The organism is Microbacterium immunditiarum, assembly GCF_013409785.1.
Lineage (GTDB): Bacteria > Actinomycetota > Actinomycetes > Actinomycetales > Microbacteriaceae > Microbacterium > Microbacterium immunditiarum.
In genome coordinates this window covers 2,226,077-2,244,963 of sequence record NZ_JACCBV010000001.1, presented here as the reverse complement: position 1 = coordinate 2,244,963, position 18,887 = coordinate 2,226,077, and the positions used below count along the sequence as shown (strand labels likewise).

At 70.2% G+C, this 18,887-nt stretch carries 19 protein-coding genes; 2 read left to right on the top strand and 17 right to left on the bottom strand.

Translation table 11 applies throughout. The annotated features are described in order from the left end of the window. Window positions 1-40: 40 nt before the first annotated feature. The 6 genes from ilvC to BJ991_RS10370 all read right to left on the bottom strand — a co-directional run bounded on the left by ilvC (window position 41) and on the right by BJ991_RS10370 (window position 7,494). Window positions 41-1,066, bottom strand: coding sequence for a ketol-acid reductoisomerase (gene ilvC, locus BJ991_RS10395; RefSeq protein ID WP_179489752.1), 1,026 nt, complete (start codon window positions 1,064-1,066; stop codon window positions 41-43). Window positions 1,067-1,143: 77 nt separating this feature from the next. After that, window positions 1,144-1,653 (bottom strand): acetolactate synthase small subunit, encoded by a 510-nt coding sequence (gene ilvN / locus BJ991_RS10390; protein ID WP_179489750.1) that lies wholly within the window; start codon window positions 1,651-1,653, stop codon window positions 1,144-1,146. Between the two features lies 1 nt (window position 1,654). Then, complete coding sequence (locus tag BJ991_RS10385) at window positions 1,655-3,457, bottom strand: acetolactate synthase large subunit (RefSeq protein WP_179489748.1); 1,803 nt, start codon at window positions 3,455-3,457, stop codon at window positions 1,655-1,657. 72 nt (window positions 3,458-3,529) lie between these two features. Then, entirely contained in the window at window positions 3,530-5,236 is a 1,707-nt protein-coding gene (gene ilvD / locus BJ991_RS10380) for a dihydroxy-acid dehydratase (protein WP_179489746.1), read from the bottom strand. A 9-nt stretch (window positions 5,237-5,245) separates the two neighbouring features. Beyond that, complete coding sequence (otsB, locus tag BJ991_RS10375) at window positions 5,246-6,046, bottom strand: trehalose-phosphatase (protein ID WP_343048714.1); 801 nt, start codon at window positions 6,044-6,046, stop codon at window positions 5,246-5,248. Next, the gene (locus BJ991_RS10370; RefSeq protein WP_179489744.1) at window positions 6,043-7,494 is read right to left on the bottom strand and encodes a trehalose-6-phosphate synthase; all 1,452 of its coding nucleotides are present in this window, start codon (window positions 7,492-7,494) and stop codon (window positions 6,043-6,045) included. Before BJ991_RS10370 ends, otsB begins: the two co-directional genes overlap by 4 nt. Window positions 7,495-7,590: 96 nt before the next feature. On the opposite strand from BJ991_RS10370, the gene BJ991_RS10365 reads away from it, so the two are divergent. Next, window positions 7,591-7,842, top strand: coding sequence for a hypothetical protein (locus BJ991_RS10365; protein WP_179489742.1), 252 nt, complete (start codon window positions 7,591-7,593; stop codon window positions 7,840-7,842). A gap of 62 nt (window positions 7,843-7,904) precedes the next feature. On the opposite strand, the gene BJ991_RS10360 is transcribed toward BJ991_RS10365, so the two are convergent. The 3 genes from BJ991_RS10360 to BJ991_RS10350 are packed head-to-tail and all read right to left on the bottom strand — an operon-like array spanning window position 7,905 to window position 10,572. Then, the gene (locus tag BJ991_RS10360) at window positions 7,905-9,089 is read right to left on the bottom strand and encodes an acetyl-CoA C-acetyltransferase (RefSeq protein WP_179489740.1); all 1,185 of its coding nucleotides are present in this window, start codon (window positions 9,087-9,089) and stop codon (window positions 7,905-7,907) included. Next, window positions 9,086-9,769 (bottom strand): 3-oxoacid CoA-transferase subunit B, encoded by a 684-nt coding sequence (locus tag BJ991_RS10355; RefSeq protein WP_179492707.1) that lies wholly within the window; start codon window positions 9,767-9,769, stop codon window positions 9,086-9,088. The genes BJ991_RS10360 and BJ991_RS10355 overlap by 4 nt, the downstream gene beginning before the upstream one ends. Before the next feature lie 2 nt (window positions 9,770-9,771). Continuing rightward, window positions 9,772-10,572: a 3-oxoacid CoA-transferase subunit A gene (locus tag BJ991_RS10350; RefSeq protein WP_179489738.1), complete on the bottom strand. Its 801-nt coding sequence runs from the start codon at window positions 10,570-10,572 to the stop codon at window positions 9,772-9,774. A 116-nt stretch (window positions 10,573-10,688) separates the two neighbouring features. Here BJ991_RS10350 and BJ991_RS10345 point away from each other — a divergent pair, with 116 nt between their 5' ends. Beyond that, complete coding sequence (locus BJ991_RS10345; protein WP_179489736.1) at window positions 10,689-11,480, top strand: IclR family transcriptional regulator domain-containing protein; 792 nt, start codon at window positions 10,689-10,691, stop codon at window positions 11,478-11,480. Between the two features lie 5 nt (window positions 11,481-11,485). On the opposite strand, the gene BJ991_RS10340 is transcribed toward BJ991_RS10345, so the two are convergent. The 8 genes from BJ991_RS10340 to BJ991_RS10305 are packed head-to-tail and all read right to left on the bottom strand — an operon-like array spanning window position 11,486 to window position 18,882. Continuing rightward, complete coding sequence (locus BJ991_RS10340) at window positions 11,486-12,388, bottom strand: alpha/beta hydrolase (RefSeq protein ID WP_246301075.1); 903 nt, start codon at window positions 12,386-12,388, stop codon at window positions 11,486-11,488. Continuing rightward, the gene (locus tag BJ991_RS10335) at window positions 12,385-13,140 is read right to left on the bottom strand and encodes a 3-hydroxybutyrate dehydrogenase (protein WP_179489732.1); all 756 of its coding nucleotides are present in this window, start codon (window positions 13,138-13,140) and stop codon (window positions 12,385-12,387) included. Before BJ991_RS10335 ends, BJ991_RS10340 begins: the two co-directional genes overlap by 4 nt. Next, window positions 13,137-13,841 (bottom strand): TetR/AcrR family transcriptional regulator, encoded by a 705-nt coding sequence (locus BJ991_RS10330; RefSeq protein ID WP_218852923.1) that lies wholly within the window; start codon window positions 13,839-13,841, stop codon window positions 13,137-13,139. Before BJ991_RS10330 ends, BJ991_RS10335 begins: the two co-directional genes overlap by 4 nt. Beyond that, entirely contained in the window at window positions 13,838-15,400 is a 1,563-nt protein-coding gene (locus tag BJ991_RS10325; RefSeq protein ID WP_343048713.1) for a class I adenylate-forming enzyme family protein, read from the bottom strand. Before BJ991_RS10325 ends, BJ991_RS10330 begins: the two co-directional genes overlap by 4 nt. Beyond that, window positions 15,397-16,497, bottom strand: coding sequence for a branched-chain amino acid ABC transporter permease (locus tag BJ991_RS10320; RefSeq protein WP_179489728.1), 1,101 nt, complete (start codon window positions 16,495-16,497; stop codon window positions 15,397-15,399). Before BJ991_RS10320 ends, BJ991_RS10325 begins: the two co-directional genes overlap by 4 nt. Then, window positions 16,494-17,369, bottom strand: a complete 876-nt coding sequence (locus BJ991_RS10315; protein ID WP_179489726.1) for a branched-chain amino acid ABC transporter permease — start codon at window positions 17,367-17,369, stop codon at window positions 16,494-16,496. Before BJ991_RS10315 ends, BJ991_RS10320 begins: the two co-directional genes overlap by 4 nt. Then, window positions 17,366-18,079 (bottom strand): ABC transporter ATP-binding protein, encoded by a 714-nt coding sequence (locus BJ991_RS10310; RefSeq protein ID WP_179489724.1) that lies wholly within the window; start codon window positions 18,077-18,079, stop codon window positions 17,366-17,368. The genes BJ991_RS10315 and BJ991_RS10310 overlap by 4 nt, the downstream gene beginning before the upstream one ends. Beyond that, window positions 18,076-18,882, bottom strand: a complete 807-nt coding sequence (locus BJ991_RS10305) for an ABC transporter ATP-binding protein (RefSeq protein WP_179489722.1) — start codon at window positions 18,880-18,882, stop codon at window positions 18,076-18,078. Before BJ991_RS10305 ends, BJ991_RS10310 begins: the two co-directional genes overlap by 4 nt. Between the last annotated feature and the right edge of the window lie 5 nt (window positions 18,883-18,887).

The window sequence follows — 18,887 nt, the reverse complement described above, 5'->3', positions numbered from 1 at the left end:
CCGTGCCGGATCGGCAGGCCGTCTCGAAGCCGAGGTCAGCTCAGCGCGCGGCGGAGCCCTCGGTGTAGTCCTCGTCGGTCTGCTTCCACGCGAACAGGGCGCGCAGCTCCCTGCCGACGCCCTCGATCGGGTGCTGGGCAGCCTTCTCGCGGAGGGCGTAGAACTCGGCGCCGCCGTTGTCCTGGTCCTCGATGAAACGCTTCGCGAACGCGCCGGACTGGATGTCGGCGAGAACGGCCTTCATGTTCTCCTTGACGCGCGGGTCGATGACGCGCGGGCCCGAGACGTAGTCACCGTACTCGGCGGTGTCGGAGACGCTCCAGCGCTGCTTCGCGATGCCGCCCTCCCACATGAGGTCGACGATGAGCTTGAGCTCGTGCAGCACCTCGAAGTAGGCGATCTGCGGCTGGTAGCCCGCCTCGGTCAGCGTCTCGAACCCGTACTCGATGAGCTGCGAGACGCCACCGCACAGGACGGCCTGCTCGCCGAAGAGGTCGGTCTCGGTCTCTTCTGTGAATGTCGTCTTGATGCCCCCCGCGCGCAGGCCTCCGATCGCCTTCGCGTACGACCACGCGGTGTCCCACGCCTGGCCCGACGCGTCCTTCTCGACCGCGACGATGACCGGCACGCCACGGCCTGCTTCGTACTCGCGGCGAACCGTGTGGCCCGGGCCCTTCGGGGCGACCATGACGACATCGACGCCCTCGGGCGCCTGGATGTAGCCGAAGCGGATGTTGAAGCCGTGGCTGAACAGGAGGGTCTTGCCCTCGCTCAGGTTGTCCTTGATCGACTCGGCGTAGATGCCGCGCTGGTGCTGGTCGGGCGCGAGGATCACGATGACGTCGGCCCAGGCCGCGGCATCCGCCACCGTCTTGACCTCGAAGCCCGCCTCCTGCGCCTTCTCGATCGACTTGGAGCCCTCCTTCAGGGCGACGACGACCTCGACGCCCGAGTCGCGCAGGTTGAGGGCGTGCGCGTGGCCCTGCGAGCCGTAGCCGACGATCGCGACCTTCTTGCTCTGGATGATCGACAGGTCGGCGTCGGCGTCGTAGAAGATCTCGGTCACTTCGTGTTTCTCCTTGGTGTCGTCGTTTCGTCTCGCTTCGCTCGCCCAACGACCGGGGCGAGCAAGCAGGTTTCGGGTCAGCCGCGCGCGACGCGCTCGGTGATGGACTTGCCGCCGCGGCCGATCGCGAGAAGGCCGGACTGGGCGAGTTCCTTGATGCCGAAGGGCTCGACGGCCCGCAGGAACGCCTCGACCTTGCCCTTGTCGCCGGTCACCTCGACGACGAGCGCGTCCGGCGCGTAGTCGACGATCTGGGCGCGGAAGAGGCTGACGACCTCGAGCACGTTGGAGCGCGTCTGGTTGTCGGCGCGCACCTTGATGAGCATGTGCTCACGCTGCACGGATGCCCCGGGGTCGAGCTCCACGATCTTGATGACGTTCACGAGCTTGTTCAGCTGCTTCGTGACCTGCTCGAGCGGAAGCTCCTCGACGTCGACGACGACCGTGATGCGCGACAATCCGGGCACCTCGGTCACGCCCACGGCGAGCGACTCGATGTTGAATCCGCGACGCGCGAACAGTCCCGCGACGCGCGTGAGCAGACCGGGCTTGTTCTCGACGAGAAGGCTCAGCACATGACTCGGCATCTCACGCCTCCTGCTCGAACGCCGGCGAGTGATCGCGCGCGTACTGGATGTAGCTGTTGCTCACGCCTTGCGGCACCATCGGCCACACCATCGCGTCGGCGCTCACGACGAAGTCGATCACGACCGGGCGATCGTTGGTCTCGAGGGCGGTGCGGATGGCCGCGTCGACGTCCTCCTCCTTCTCGACGCGGATCGCGAGGCACCCGTACGCCTCCGCGAGCTTCACGAAGTCGGGGATGCGCGCCGTGCCGTGGCCTGTCTCGAGGTCGGTGTGGGAGTAGCGGCCGTCGTAGAACAGCGTCTGCCACTGGCGCACCATGCCCAGGGACGAGTTGTTGATGATCGCGACCTTGATCGGGATGTTGTTGATCGCGCAGGTGGCGAGCTCCTGATTGGTCATCTGGAAGCAGCCGTCGCCGTCGATCGCCCACACGGCGCGCTCGGGCTCGGCGACCTTCGCGCCCATCGCAGCGGGCACCGCGTAGCCCATCGTCCCGGCGCCGCCCGAGTTGAGCCACGCGTTGGGACGCTCGTACTTGATGAACTGCGCCGCCCACATCTGGTGCTGACCCACGCCCGCGGCGTAGACGCCCTCGGGTCCGGTCAGCTCCCCGATGCGCTGGATCACGTACTGCGGCGCGAGCAGGCCGTCGCTCGTGGGCGAGAAGCCGAGCGGGAACTCGTCGCGAAGGCCGTCGAGGAACGACCACCACGCGGCGATGTCGGGCTTCGAGCCGCCTGTCGCCCCGGCGAACGCGGCGTCGAGGTCGACGAGCACGTCCTTCAGGTCGCCCACGATGGGTACGTCGGCCGTGCGGATCTTCGAGATCTCGGCCGGGTCGATGTCGACGTGCACGACCTTCGCGTGCGGCGCGAACAGCGCGGACTTGCCCGTCACGCGGTCGTCGAAGCGTGAGCCGAGCGCAAGGAGGAGGTCGGCCTCCTGGAGCGCGAGCACCGCGGGGACGGTGCCGTGCATTCCGGGCATGCCCAGGTGCAGCGGATGCGAGTCCGGGAACGCCCCGCGCGCCATGAGCGTCGTCACCACCGGGGCTCCGGTCGACTCCGCGAAGGTCACGAGCTCGCTCGCCGCGCCGGCGCGGATCACGCCGCCGCCGACGTACAGCACGGGCTTCTTCGCCTCGGCGAGCAGCCGCGCCGCGGCTTGGATCTGCTTGCCGTGCGCCTTCGTCACCGGTCGGTAGCCGGGGAGCTCGATCTTCGGCGGCCACACGAACGGCACCTCGGCCTGCTGCGCGTCCTTCGTGATGTCGACGAGCACGGGGCCGGGGCGGCCGGTGCCGGCGATCTCAAACGCCGCCGCGATCGCGCCGGGGATCTCCTCGGCGCGCTTCACGAGGAACGAGTGCTTCGTGATCGGCATCGTGATGCCGACGATGTCGGCCTCCTGGAAGGCATCCGTCCCCATGAGGTTCGAGAAGACCTGCCCCGTGATGCACACGATCGGGACCGAGTCCATGTAGGCGTCGGCGATCGCGGTGACGAGGTTGGTCGCGCCGGGACCGGAGGTGGCGATCGCGACGCCGACCCTGCCGGATGCCGCGGCGTAGCCCTCGGCGGCGTGACCGGCGCCCTGCTCGTGCCGCACGAGGATGTGGCGGATCTTCGACGCGTCCATGAGCGGGTCGTACACGGGCAGGATGGCGCCGCCCGGCAGACCGAACACGTCGGTCACGCCGAGCAGCTCGAGCGAGCGGACGACCGCCTCGGCGCCCGTGAGCACGGGCGCGGACGCGGTGCGGGCGGGAGGCCGGGGAACGGCCGGGGCGGAGTCGGCGGACATGGTGATGGATCCTCGGATCTGTGGGTCAGGGTGCGAAGCGCGGCAGCGCCGTTTCTCGACGACCGACGGGCGTCACCCCGTCACGGCGCCTTCAGCGGCGGAGCGCACGAGTCTGGAGTACTTGGCAAGGACGCCACGGGTATAGCGCGGAGGAAGGGGCTCCCAGCCAGAGCGGCGGGAACTCAGCTCGGCCTCGTCGACGAGTAGGTCGAGAGAGCGAGCCGCGATATCGACCCGTATCAGATCACCATCGCGCACGAAGGCGATGGGACCAGCGTCCACCGCTTCGGGTGCTATGTGGCCGATGCACAGGCCGGTTGTGCCGCCTGAGAATCGTCCGTCCGTCAAGAGTAGTACATCTTTTCCGAGCCCAGCGCCCTTGATGGCCGCCGTGATCGCGAGCATCTCCCGCATGCCGGGGCCGCCCTTCGGGCCCTCGTAGCGGATCACCACGACGTCGCCCGCGTCGATCTCGCCGGCCTCGAGCGCGTCCATCGCGGCGCGCTCCCGCTCGAACACTCGCGCGGGTCCTTCGAACACGGCGGCGTCGAAGCCGGCGGTCTTGACGACCGCGCCTTCGGGCGCGAGCGACCCGTGCAGGATTGTGATGCCGCCCGTCGCGTGGATCGGGTCGTCGAACCGGTGGATGACCTTTCCGTCGACCGGGTCGGGGTCGAGGTCGCGCAGGTTCTCGGCGAGCGTCTTGCCCGTCACGGTGAGCGCGTCGCCGTGCAGGAGGCCCTCGTCGAGCATGGCCTTCATGACGACCGGGATGCCGCCGTGGCGGTCGACGTCGTTCATGACGTACTGGCCGAACGGCTTCATGTCCGCCACGTGCGGAACCTTGTCGCCGATGCGGTTGAAGTCGTGGAGGCTCAGCTCGACGTCCGCCTCGCGCGCGATCGCCAGGAGGTGGAGCACGACGTTGGTCGATCCCCCGAGCGCCATCGCAAGGGCGATCGCGTTCTCGAACGCCTCCTTCGTGAGGATGTCGCGCGTCGTGATGCCGAGCCGCAGCAGGTTGACGACGGCTTCGCCCGAGCGATGCGCGAACGCGTCGCGGCGGCGGTCGGCCGACGGCGGCGCGGCCGAGCCGGGGAGCGAGAGCCCCAGCGCCTCGGCGACCGACGCCATGGTGTTGGCGGTGTACATGCCGCCGCACGCACCCTCACCGGGTGCGAACGCGCACTCGATGCGCTTGAGGTCTGCCTCGCTCATGCGGCCGGCGACGCACGCCCCGACTCCCTCGAAGGAGTCGATGATCGTGATCTCCTTCTCGGTGCCGTCGGAGAGCTTCACCCAGCCGGGCGCGATCGATCCGGCGTAGAGGAACACGCTCGACAGATCGAGGCGCGCCGATGCCATGAGCATGCCCGGGATGGACTTGTCGCACCCGGCGAGCAGCACGGTGCCGTCAAGGCGCTCGGCCATGACGACGGTCTCGACCGAGTCCGCGATGACTTCGCGCGACACGAGCGAGAAGTGCATGCCCTCGTGACCCATCGAGATGCCGTCCGAGACCGAGATCGTGCCGAACTGCAGCGGGTAGCCGCCGCCGGCGTGCACGCCCTCCTTGGCACCCTGCGCGAGCCGGTCGAGGCTCAGGTTGCACGGCGTGATCTCGTTCCAACTCGACGCGATGCCGATCTGCGGCTTGTCCCAATCCTCGTCGCCCATCCCGACGCCGCGGAGCATTCCGCGAGAAGTCGTGGCTTCGATGCCGTCGGTCACCACGCGACTGCGCGGCTTGATGTCGATCGCTTCTCCGGACTGTGGCATTGCCCCAGTCTAGATCCGGGCGCGACGCCTCTCTTGCGCGAGGAGCTCCAAAGCGGAGGCCATCTTCGGGATGCTGTCCACACGGACCCGCGCGGCGGAAGGCCGGTCGCCGACGAGGATCCCGAGGTCGCCCGGGCCGAGGCTGCCCAGCGCGTCCTCGTCGGTCACGTCGTCACCCGCGTAGAGTACCGCGTCGGCGTGCGTGAGCTCGCGGAGCGTGCGGACGGCGGTGTCCTTCCCCTCGTCGCGGAACGCGTACTCGACGATGTTCCGTCCCGTGCGGCGCCGCCACGACGGCGCCTCGGCGGCCACGAGGTCATCGACCTCGGCGTCGGCGCGCGCGGCGGTCGCGGCATCCGTCAATCTCGTGTGCACGGCGAAGCCGAACGTCTTCGGCTCGATCCACACGCCCTCGTACTTCGACACGAGCGACTCGGCGTGCGCGCGCAGCTCGTCGCGCAGGGCGACGTCGCCCTCGTCCTCGACGGGCTCGCGCGGCCCCTCCCCCGGGAGCCAGTACTCGGCGCCGTGCGACGCGGCGAGGTAGATCGGCGAGTCGTCGCGGTGCTCGGCGATGTGTCGCAGGTCGACGAGGCTGCGCCCCGACACGAAGGCGACCGTGACGCCCGGCTCGGTCGTGAGCGCCTCGACGGCCGCCGCCGCCTCGGGCAGCATGCGGGCGTCGAGCGGGACGTCCTGGAGCGGTGCGAGCGTGCCGTCGAAGTCGAGGGCGACGAGGAGATGGTCGGATGCGGCGATCCGCCGCAGCTCGGCGTGCAGCGTCTCTTCGGCGTCGTCGGGGATGTTCACGCTGTGGCCCTCCTCGGTCGTCGGCCCTTCTCGGCGCGGGCGACCTCGAGCGCGTCGAGGAACGACCTCGACCAGCGCTCGACATCGTTCTCGATGACCTTGCGACGCAGCGCCCGCATGCGGCGCCCCTGCTCGGCCGGCGGCATCACGACGGCGCGCATGATCGTGTCCTTGAGCGCCTCGATGTCGTGCGGGTTGACCCGCAGGGCCGATCCGAGCTCGTCGGACGCGCCGGTGAACTCGCTCAGCACGAGGACGCCCCGGTTGTCGATGCGCGACGCGACGTACTCCTTCGCGACGAGGTTCATGCCGTCCCGCAGCGCGGTCACGAGCATGACGTCGGCGGCGAGGAAGAGCGCGACCATCTCCTCGCGCGGGTACGCCTGATGCAGATACCGGATCGCGGTATGGTCCATCGTGTCGTGGTCGCCGTTGATGCGCCCCACGGTGAGCTCGATCTCGTCGCGCAGCTGCACGTACGCATCGACGCGTTCGCGACTCGGGCTCGCGACCTGCACGAGGGTGGTGTGCTCGACGTCGAGCCGGCCGTCTTCGAGCAGCTCGCCGTACGCCTTCATCCTGTGGCGGATGCCCTTGGTGTAGTCCAGCCGGTCCACTCCGAGGAGGATCTTCGACGGGTTGCCGAGACTCTCGCGGATCTCGGCGGCGCGCGCCTGCACGTCGGGACGCTTCGCGAGCTCGATGTACGACTCGGTGTCGATCGAGATCGGATACGCACGGGCGAGCGCCGACCGCGTACTGCCGTCGGCCTCGGGCACCGTGATGCGCGAAGACCGCGTCTCATAGTGCAGCAGGCGACGGATCGCGCGCGCGAAGTTGCCGGCGTCGGCGACGCGCTGGAATCCGACGACATCCGCTCCGAGCAGTCCCTCGAGCACTTGACGCCGCCACGGCAGCTGCGAGTACAGGCCATATGCCGGGAACGGGATGTGATGGAAGTAGCCGATCGTGAGGTCCGGACGCGACTCGCGGATCATCTGCGGCACGAGCTGCAGCTGGTAGTCCTGCACCCACACCGTGCCGCCTTCGGCGGCGACGTCGGCGGCGGCATCCGCGAATCGGCGATTCACCCGCACGTAGGAGTCCCACCAGACGCGGCGGTAGCGCGGCACGGCGATCACGTCGTGGTACAGCGGCCAGATCGTCTCGTTCGAGAAGCCCTCGTAGTAGAGCTCGACGTCTTCGACGCTGAGCGCGACGGGCACGAGATTCACGCCGTCGAATTCGAACGGGTCGACCTCGAGACCAGGCCGCCCCGGCCAGCCGACCCACGCTCCGTCGGTGCGGCGCATGACCGGTTCGAGTGCCGTCACGAGACCGCCGGGCGAGCGCCGCCAGGAGCCCTCGCCGTCGCCCGATTCCGCCGAGTCGGGCGACCAATCGACAGGCAGACGGTTGGCGACGACGACGAACTCGGCTCCGGACACGCGGGCTCCTCACTCGGGGGGACGCGGCAATAGCCAGGCTATCGCGAGCCCGCAACCCCGACGCCCGCGTTGACATGCGGGCGCTAGCGTGGTCGCATGCGCAAGTACCTGTTCGGCACCGGCCTGCTCACCGCGATCACCGGCGGCATCACGCTGCTGCGCGGCCTGCGCGACGACCAGTTCACGTGGCGCACGGCTCTCGCGTGGCTGAGCTGGGGCATCTCGCTCGCGCTCGCGATCGGCGCCGTCGTCGATGTGCGCCGCGCCCGCCACGGCGAGCTCGCTCCCGCCGACTCCCCCGTGCACGGCAAGGAGTCCAAGATCCTGCGCAAGAGCGTCCGGCGGTGACAGGCGCGATCCACCCGTGCGACCTGGCGAGGTCGCACGGGCGGATCTGTGTCGCCTGTGGCTCAGCGCGTGATGATGAGCGCGTCGCCCTGCCCGCCGCCGCCGCACAGCGCGACCGCGGCTGTGCCTCCTCCGCGGCGCACGAGCTCGTGCACGGTGTGGACGACGAGCCGGTTCCCGGATGCGCCGATCGGATGGCCGATCGCGATGCCGCCGCCGTGGATGTTCACGATGTCGTCCGACAGGCCGAGCCGGCGCTGCGACGCGACCACGACCGATCCGAACGCCTCATTGATCTCGACGAAGTCGAGGTCGGCCGGCGTGATGCCCTGCTTCGCGCAGGCCTTCTCGATCGCGTTGGCGGGCTGCGCCTGCAGCGAGTTGTCGGGCCCGGCGACCTGCCCCGACGCGCCGACGACCGCGAGGAGGGCCCACCCCTTCTCGGCGGCGTGGGCGCGCGTCGTCAGCACGATCGCCGACGCGCCGTCGGAGATCTGGGACGAGTTGCCCGCCGTGATCGTGCCGCCCTCCGCGAAGGCGGGGCGCAGGCGGGCGAGGGTCTCGACGGTCGTCTCGGGGCGGATGCCTTCGTCGCGCGTCACGCGGATGGGGTCGCCCTTGCGCTGCGGGATCTCGATCTCGACGATCTCGTCGGCGAAGACGCCCGAGTCCCACGCAGCGGCAGCGCGCCGGTGCGACCGGGCCGCGACGGAGTCCTGGTCCTCGCGCGTGACCTTGTGCTCGGGGTTGCGCCGCTCGGTCGAGGCGCCCATGCTCTCGCGGTCATACGCGTCGGTGAGCCCGTCGTACGCCATGTGGTCGAGGACTTCGACCGAGCCGTACGTCCAGCCGTCCCGCGAGCCCATGAGCAGGTGCGGTGCGCGCGTCATCGACTCCATGCCGGCGGCCACGACGACCCTCGCGTCGCCGGCGGCGAGCATACGGGCCCCGTCGATGACGGCGGTGAGCCCCGACAGGCACACCTTGTTGACCGAGGACGCGTGCACGTCCCATCCGAGGCCCGCGCCGACCGCGGCCTGGCGCGCGGGATTCTGTCCCGAGCCGGCCGGCAGCACCTGGCCGACGATGACCGCGTCGACCTCGCCGGCGGGGATGCCGCCCTTCTCGAGCGCTCCGCGGATCGCGGCGCTGCCGAGCTGCACCGCGGTCAGCGGCGCGAGCTGGCCCTTGAGCCGTCCCTGCGGCGTGCGGGCGGCGGCGACGATGACGATGTCGTCGTTGTTCATGAGTTCTCCTCCACGGGCTCCTTGACCCCTGCCACGACCTGCAGGTGGTCGGACACAGTGAGCGGCGGCTCGGTCGCGGCGATCACCTCGTCGACCGTCACGCCGGGCGCGACCTCGACGAGGACGAGGCCGGCGGGCGTGACGTCGATGACGCCGAGGTCGGTGATGATGCGGTCGACCACTCCCTTGCCGGTGAGCGGCAGCGAGCACTCATTCACGATCTTCGCCGAGCCGTCCTTCGCGACGTGCTCCATGAGCACGATGACCTTGCCGGCGCCGTGCACCAGATCCATCGCGCCCCCCGGCCCCTTGACCATCTTGCCGGGGATCATCCAGTTGGCCAGGTCGCCCTTCGCCGAGACCTGCATCGCGCCGAGGATCGCCGCGTCGATCTTGCCGCCGCGGATCATGCCGAAGCTCGTCGCCGAGTCGAAGAACGCGGTGCCGGGAAGCGTCGTGACCGTCTCCTTGCCTGCATTGATGAGATCGGGATCCACGTTCTCTTCCGTCGGGTACGGCCCGACCCCGAGGATGCCGTTCTCGGACTGCAGCACGACTGTGACGTCGTCGGGGACGAAGTTCGGCACGAGGGTCGGCAGGCCGATCCCGAGGTTGACGTACGAGCCGTCGGAGAGCTCGCGCGCGGCGCGCGCGGCCATCTCGTTGCGGGTCAGGCCCACGGTCATGCTCCTTCCGGCATCTCGCGCGCGGCGGCCTGTGCGACTGAGACCGTGCGCCGTTCGATGCGCTTCTCGATGTCGGTTCCGACCTCCACGATGCGGTGCACGTAGACGCCGGGAAGATGGATGCTGTCGGGGTCGAGCTCACCAGGCTCGACGAGCTCCTCGACCTGCGCGATGCACACGTGGCCGGCCATCGCGGCGAGCGGGTTGAAGTTGCGCGCGGCCTTGTTGAAGACGAGGTTGCCGTGCCGGTCGCCGCGCAGCGCGTGGACGAGGGCGAAGTCGGTGACGATCGCCTCTTCGAGCACGAACTCGCGAGGCCCGCCGTTCAGGTCGAACGTGCGCACGTCCTTCGCGGGCGATGCGACCGCGATGCTGCCGTCGGGTGCGTACCGGCGCGGAAGGCCGCCCTCCGCGACCTGCGTGCCGACGCCCGTCTGGGTGTAGAAGGCGGCGATCCCGGATCCTCCGGCGCGCAGCTTCTCGGCGAGGGTGCCCTGCGGCGTGAGCTCGAGCTCGAGCTCGCCTGACAGGAACTGGCGCTCGAACTCCTTGTTCTCACCCACGTACGACGACGTCATCTTGCGGATGCGCTTGGCGTTCAGCAGGATCCCCAGGCCCCAGTCGTCGACCCCGCAGTTGTTCGAGACGATGCTGAGGTCGGTCGTCCCCTGCGCGAGCAGCGCCTCGATGAGGCCGACGGGGTTGCCCGAGAGGCCGAAGCCGCCGACCGCGAGGGTCGCGCCGTCTGGGATGTCGGCGACCGCCTCGGCGGCGGACGGGTACGTCTTGTCGATCACCCGGTACTCCTTCGTACGTGTCGATTTCACCGTGTGCCTCCATCGTCACCACTGCCGGTGCGCTCGCGCACGCCGGGACTTGCGATGTGGATCAACTGGGGCCTAGTGTCCATATCGTGGACACCGCGCCGAGGAATGCGATCCCGGGAACGCAGTCCGTGTCGCGGGCGGCACGCCTCCTGCGGCTGGTGACGGCGGGCGGCGACGAGGGCGCTCCCGTCGCGGAGCTCGCCCGCAGCGCGCAGCTGACGCGGCCGACGACGCACCGGCTGCTGTCGGCGCTGCGCGCGGAGGGGCTCGTCGACCTCGACGAGCGCACGGGGCGCTGGATGCCCGGACCCGAGCTGTACCTCATGGGAACCGTCGCCGCCTCGAGATACGACATCACGGCGATCGCGCGCGACATCGTGCGCTCGCTCGCCGTTCGCACCGAGGAGAGCGCCTTCCTGTCGGTGCGGCGCGGCGACGAGACGGTGTGCCTCCTCCGTGAGGAGGGCAGCTTCCCGATCCGCTCGTTCGTGCTGAGCGAGGGCGTGCGCTTCCCGCTCGGCGTGGCATCGGCCGGCCTCGCGATCCTCGCGTTCCTGCCGCCTCACGATGTGGACGCCTACTTCGAGCGCCACCGCGAGCTCGCCGAACGCTGGGGCGCCGCCCACAGCGAGGCCCGCCTGCGCGTGCGACTGCGCGAGACGGTCGAGCGCGGCTGCGCGCTCAACCCCGGACTCATCGTCGAAGGCAGCTACGGCATGGGCGCCGCGGTGTTCACGAAGGAGGGCCACCCGCAGTGGGCCCTCAGCATCACGGGCGTCGAGTTCCGCTTCGGGGCCGACCGGCTTCCCGAGCTGACCCGCACGCTCCTCGCGCACGCGCACCAGCTCACGTCGCGCATCCAGGCCGCCGGCCGCTGACAGGCTCAGGCGCCCGGGCTCGAGACGACCGGCTCCTCGCGGACGATGCGGGCGACGGCATCCGCCCCCCGCTTGGAAAGCACGATCGTGTAGTGGTTCACGCCCGGCACGGCCACGTGCTGCAGCCCGGGGTACTGCTCGATCAGCGTCGGGATGCGCTCGGCTGCATAAAGGGCGGGCACCTGATCGAGCAGGCCGCGCTCGGCGGTCAGGAAGACGGTCGGATGCCGCAGCCCCGCCAGCGCGTCGGCGAGGGCGGTGCCCGTGTTCTGGTCGATCGAGTCCTCGGCCACCGTCTCGTACGAGGTCGCGGGCCGCAGCTCGGGCTCCTCCCCCACGAGGTCGTACGCGAGGTAGCGCTCGAGCTCGGGCGTCCAGTCGTTCGCGAAGGCGGGGTGCGCGCGCCAGAAGTCGAGGTAGTCCCCCGTCGAGGCGAACCGCATCGCGAGGCGCTCCGCGGTCGGGCCGAGCACATGCTGGATGACCTCGTCGGGCGACATGCCGGCGGGGACGTCGAGCGGAAGCCCGCCGTCCACGAGCACGAGGCGCGACACGCGGTCGGCGTGCCGGTCCGCGAACACGAGGCTGACGAACGCGCCCATCGAGTGTCCGACGACGAGTGCCCGCGGCACCTCCAGCAGGTCGAGCACGGCCGCCAGGTCGTCGGCGTGCGCATTCATGCCCGCATGACCCTCCAGCTCCGTGCTCGCGCCGCGACCTCGCAGGTCGGGCGCGATGATCCGTGCGCCGGGCAGCGCGTCGACGACGAACGGCCACGCGAGGTGCGACGACGTCACGCCGTGCACGGCGAGCACGTCGACGGTGCGCTCTCCGTCCGGCTCCCACACGCCCACGCGCAGGTCGCCCCCTCGCACGGGGACGTCGATCGTGCGATAGGTGTGCGTCATCGAGCCGTCCATCCGCCGTCCATCGTGTACGAGGCGCCGGTCACCATGCCGGCCTTGTCCGACGCGAGCCATCCCGCGAGCGATGCCACCTCGTCGGCCTCGACGAGCCGCTTGACCGCCGTCTCGGTGAGCATGATCTTCTCGACCACCTCGCTCTCCGGGATGCCGTGCACGCGCGCCTGGTCTGCGATCTGCTTCTCGACGAGCGGTGTGCGCACGTACGCAGGATTGATGCAGTTGCTCGTCACACCGTGCGGCGCGCCCTCGAGCGCCGTTACCTTCGAGAGTCCCTCGAGCCCGTGCTTGGCCGACACGTACGCGGACTTGTACGCGCTCGCACGCAGGCCGTGCGCGCTCGAGATGTTGATGATGCGACCCCAGCCCCGCTCGTACATGCCCGGAAGCACCGCGCGGATGAGCAGGAACGGCGACTCGAGCATGAGCCGCAGCAGCAGCCGGAAGTTCTCCGGATCGAACTCCGTGATCGGCGCGACGCGCTGGATGCCGGCGTTGTTCACGAGGATGTCCGCCTCGAGCGACAGCGACTCGAGCGAGCGTGTGTCGGACAGGTCCACGACCCACGGCTCACCGCCGACCGCAGCGGCCGCGGCATCCGCCGATTCGGCATTGACGTCCGCGACGATCACGTGGGCGCCGCGACGGGCGAACTCGTGCGCGCACGCGAGTCCGATGCCGCTGGCGCCGCCGGTGACGATCGCGCGTCGGCCTTCGAGGTCGTGTTCGGTGGTCATCGGCCGCCTTCCTGGGACGAGTCGGATGCCGCGCCCTCACGCGGCGCGAGTGCGTTGTCGATGAAGCGCATGAGCGCGTCGAAGATCTCCTGGTCGAGCTCGGCGGGCGGGCGGCCCTTCTCGTCGCGCTCCCACAGGATGAAGCGCATGCCGACGAGCTCGCCCATGCCCATGAGCGCCCACGCCGTCACGGTCGGGTCGAGCCGGCGATCGACGTCGCCGACCTGCTGAGCCGCGCGCAGTCCCGCCTCATAGCCCTCGACGATGCGCGTGTAGTGCAAGTGCAGCGTCTCCGGCGAGACGAACTCCGCCTCGCGCACGACCCGGTAGAGGGAGGGGTGCGCGGCGGTGAAGCGGAAGAAGCCCGAGAAGCCCGCGCGCTCTGCTTCGAGGCGCGAGCCCGCTCCGGCCATTGCCTCGGACATCGAGCGGCGCACACGGCGGTTGAGGTCGAGCACGAGCGCTTCGAAGATCGTCTGCTTGCTGTCGAAGTACAGGTAGAAGGTGCCCAGCCCGATGCCCGCGCGCTCGGTGATCTTGACGATCGAGGCCTCGTGGTACCCCTGCTCGGCGAAGACCGCCTCGGCGGCTTCCAGCAGCCGCGTGCGCGTGGCTTCGCCGCGCTTGGTGAGCGGACGGCCGGTCGCCGACGACACGGGCGCTTCTTCTTCGGCCATGTCGACGCTGTCGTGCAGGCTCATACTCGATCCCTTCGTTCCGCACCGGCCATCAGGCGCTCGGCCCGTTCGCGCAGGCGCGCCCGCGCGAGCTTCTCGATCGTGGAGCGCGGCAGCGCCTCCACGAACTCGACCCGCACGGGCACCTTGAACGCGGCGAGGTGTCGCCGCGCGTGTGCGAGGACCTCGTCGTCCGACAGGACAGCCCCGGTCGTCGGCACGACGAACGCGACCCCGCGCTCCCCCCACACGGGGTCGGCCACGCCGACCACGGCCGCCGACTCGATGAGCGGATGCCGCGTCAGCGCCGCCTCCACCTCGGCGGGCGCCACGTTCTCGCCGCCCGAGATGAAGATGTCCTTGAGGCGGTCGACGATGCGGAAGACGCCGTCCTCGTCGCGGTGCACGACGTCGCCCGTGCGCAGCCAGCCGTCGCGCATGGCCCGGTGGGTGGCATCCGCGTCGCCCAGGTATCCGGCGAAGACGCTCGGACCGGCGACCCACAGCTCCCCCGTCGCGTCGCCGTCGAGCGGCAGCAGCGTCTCGGTGTCGACCACGCACGTCTGCACGTACGGGTACGGGCGGCCGACCGTGCCCGGGCGGGCGGTTCCGTCAGATGGTGCGTGCAGGACATTCGGACCGGCCTCGGTGAGACCGTAGCCCTGCGTGAGCGGCGCACCGCGGTCGGTCCACGTGCGCTGCAGCGCGTCGGGCATCGTCGCACCGCCGACCAGCGCGAGGCGCAGCGACGAGAGGTCGCTCGACTCCCAGTCGCGGTCGGCCGCGAGGAGCGCGTACTGGGTCGGCACGCCCATCATCGCCGTGACGCGGCGCTCGCCGATGAGCTGCAGCACGCGGCCCGGCTGGAAGGAGCGCTCGAGCACGACGGTCGCACCCGTCCACCACCCGAGCAGCGGCTGGCAGTTCCACGCGGCGACGTGGAACTGCGGGAGCATCGCGAGCACGACGTCGTCGTGCGTGAGCGGCAGTGCGCGGGCGAGTGCGAGGTTGTTCCAGAAGCAGTTCGCGTGCGTGAGCACGACGCCCTTGGGCGCCGCCTCGCTGCCCGACGTGAAGATGACGAGCAGCGGGTCGTCGTCGCGCACGAGGCGCGCGGCGCGGGTCTCGTGCGGAGCGGGCACCGCGATCTCGACGCCCGTCGTGCCGAGGGGAGCGACCGGCGGCACAGGCCCCGCGCCCGACCAGCCCCGCAGCGCCTCGGCCGCGAGCGCGCTGTACTCGTCCTCGACGAGCACGAGCGCGGGGGCGCAGCGCGACACGACGTCAGACAGCTCGCTCGGGGTGAGCCGCCACGACAGCGGCACGAACGCGAGACCTGCGAGCGCGCATGCGAAGAATGCGACGACGTGGTCCGTCGAGTTGCCCGACACCGTCGCGACGCGGTGGCCCGGGCCGTAACCCGCGTCGCGCAGCGCCTCGGCGAGCGCCTCCGCGCGGCGCGCGAGCTCGGCGTACGCGATCGTTACCCCGCGGTCGTCGATCGCGATGCGCTCGGGCGACTGCGCGGCACGATCGGTCAGCCAGCGGCCGATCGTGTGCGGCTCGTCGTGCGGCTCGATCACGCCTTCACCTCCACCGGCGAGGAGGTCTCGTCTTCGGCATCGTCCATCGTGCGGAGGGCTCCCCTCACGCGCTCGCCCCGGCGGCGGCGCACCCATGCGTCGATCGTGCCCGCGATTCCGCCGGGAAGGAACATCACGACGATGATGAACAGCACGCCGAGAAGGAAGAGCGGCTCCGACAGGGGCACGCGGAGGAACTCGGGAAGCCCTGCGATCGCCTCGGACCCGGCGAGCACCGTGAGGCGCTGGTCGAGGAGCGTGTAGAGCACGCCGCCGAGGATCGCACCCCACCGGAAGCCGACGCCGCCGAGCACGACCATCACGAGGATCGTGATCGTGAGGTCGGCCGACACCGCGCGCGGCACCGTGCCGGACTGCAGCAGCAGGTATGCGACGCCGGCGAGGCTCGCGAGCACCGCCGCGATGACGAACACCGCGAGCCGCACGCGGTACGGCTGCAGCCCCAGCACGCGCACGCGCTGCTCGTTCTCGCGGGTCGCGCGCGCGAGGTGCCCGAGGCGGGACGTGTCGACCCACAGCGTGACGAGGTAGACGATCACGAGGACGACCAGGCACAGCCAGTAGAGGTTGCGCGTGTTGATCACGCCGACGAGGAAGTCGGGCACCTGCTCGGTCGCGAGGCTCAGCCCCTCCTCACCGCCGGTCACCGCGGAGTTGCGCCGCACGAGCACGGAGCCCGCCTGTGCGAACGCGAGCGTGACCATCGCGAACGGGATCCCCGCCACCCGCATCGCGACCGCCCCCGTGGCCATGCCGACGATCATGCCGCCCACGAGCGCGAGGAACACGCCGGGCCACAGCGGCACGCCGAAGTGCTCGAGCGCGATGCCGAGGCCGTAGGCGCCCGCGCCGAAGTACAGCGCATGGCCGAACGACAGCATGCCGGCCGAGCCGAGCAGCAGGTTGTACGACAGCGCGAGCGCCGCGAACACCATGCACAGCGACAGCAGCGCGAGCGTGCCCGGCATGTACGTCGGCGTCGGGAGGATCCCGGGGATCGAGATGTTCAGCAGCGGCAGGATCGCCATGAAGACGACCAGCACGACGCCCGCGATCGCGGGGATGAACCGCCTCATGCCTTCCTCCCGAGCAGACCTCGCGGGCGCACGAGCAGCACGACCGCGAGAAGGATCACGACGATGAAGTCACCGGTGCCGCCGAGGTAGAAATTGGCGAACTGCTGCAGCACCGCGACGAGGACGGATGCCACAGCCGCACCGGTGAGCGACCCGAGGCCGCCCACCACGGTCACGATGAACGCGAAGATGAGCAGCGTCTGCCCGAGATGGGCCGACACGAACGTCGAGTAGTGCATGGCGAGCACGCCGCCGATCCCGGCCGCCGCGCCGCCGATCGCGAACACGAGCGTGAACGAGGTGCGCACGTCGATGCCGAGCGCGGTGACCATGGACCGGTTCTCGACGCCTGCGCGGATGATCATGCCGTATCGCGTCTTGCGGAGGAACAGCACGAGCGACAGGAGCACGAGCGCCGCCGCGATCATGAGCACCCAGTACGTGTTCGGGATGCGGGCGCCGAGCACTTCTGTCGTCTGGCGCAGCCATGGCGGGCCGGAGATGTTGATGGGGTCGGTGCCCCAGATGCCCTCGAACAGCGCGACGGCGGCGAACGAGAGGCCGACCGTGACGAGCACCTGCTCGATGTGCCGCTCGTACAGCGGACGGATCAGCACGAGCTCGGTCACGGTGGCGAACAGCGCTCCGACCGCGGCGCCGACGAGCACCGAAACGAGGAACGAGCCCCACGACTGCGTGCCGAGGGAGCCGGCCACGAGGTATCCGGCGAACGCGCTCAGTGTCAGGAACGCGCCGTGCGCGAAGTTCAGCACGTGCATCAGGCCGTAGATGAGGCTGAGACCGGATGCCACGAGGAAGTACAGGGCGCCGAGGCCGACGCCCGTGATGACGGTCAGGACGACGGTGCTCATGCGGCCGCCTCCACGTGCACGCCGAGGAGCCGGCGGGTCATGTCGTCGTCGGAGAGGAGCTCCGCTGCGTCGCCGACGTGCACGACCCGGCCCGCGCTGATGACGATGGCGTCCTTCGCGAGGCGCCGTACGACGTCGAGGTTCTGCTCGACGAGCAGGATCGGGACGGTGCGCGACGCCTCGGCGAGCGCGTCGGCTACCTCGCCCACGATCTTCGGCGCGAGGCCCTTCGTGGGCTCGTCGACGAGCAGGAGTCGGTTGTCGTTGAGCAGCGCCCGGGCGACCGAGACCATCTGCTGCTGTCCGCCCGAAAGGGTTCCCGCGGCCTGGTCGCGACGCGCCACGAGGTCGGGGAACAGCTCGGCGACGAATTCGCGGCGCGGGTTGCGCTGACGCTCCGCGAGCGCGAGGTTCTCGGCCACCGTGAGCGATGCGAACACCTCGCGGTCTTCGGGGACGTAGCCGACGCCGCGCTGGACGACCTTGTGCGGCGGAAGCCCGTCGATGCGCTCACCGCCGAGGCGGACGTCTCCGCGGCGGTGGATGAGCCCGAGGATGCCGCGCAGCGTAGAGGTCTTGCCGACGCCGTTGCGGCCGAGTACGGCCGTGATGCCGGTGGCCGGCACCTCGAACGTGACGTCCTCGACGACCTGCTGCCCCGCGATCGAGCAGCGCAGGTTCCTGACGGTGAGGATGGGTTCCGTGCTCATGCTGCGCTCCCCAGGTACGCGGACTGCACGAGCGGGTCGGCCATGATGCTCTGCGGCGTGTCGTAGGCGATGATGCTCCCCGAGTACATGACGGCGACCTTCTCGACGAGGCCCATGAGCACGTCGATGTGGTGCTCGACCATGAGGACGGTGCATCCGGTCTCGCGGTGCAGCACCCGGATGTTCTCGACCAGGCCTTCGACGTCACCGGACCCGACGCCCGCCATCGGCTCGTCGAGCAGCACGATGCTCGCGTCGGTGGCCAGCAGCACCGCGATCTCGAGCTTGCGCTTGTCGCCGTGCGAGATGTCTCCCGCGGGCGTGTCGAGCTTGTGCGAGAGCCCGACGGCCTCGAGCTTCTCGAGCGCGGTCAGTGTCGCGGCATCCGTCTTCGTCGGGAATCGGAACAGCGACGTGGCGCCGCCGAGCGCGACCTGCGCGGCCAGCCGCACGTTCTCGAGCACGCTCAGCCGCGGGAACAGGCTCGAGGTCTGGAAGGTGCGCCCCAGTCCCGCCCGCGCCCTCGCGGGCACGGACGTGTTGGTGATGTCTTCGCCGTCCATCCGGATGCGGCCGGCGGTCGGGACGACGAGTCCCGACACCACGTTGAAGAGCGTGGTCTTGCCGGCGCCGTTCGGCCCGATGACGCCCACGAGCGAGCCCGCGGGAACGTCGAGGTCGACGTCTTTCAGGATGGTCGCTCCGCCGATCTGCAGGCCGATGCCCTCGATCGAGAGTGCGGAGCCGCGGCGCTCGCCCGTTTCGGGTTCGGGCGCAGGCGCGGACGGGACAGGGGTGCTCATCGTCG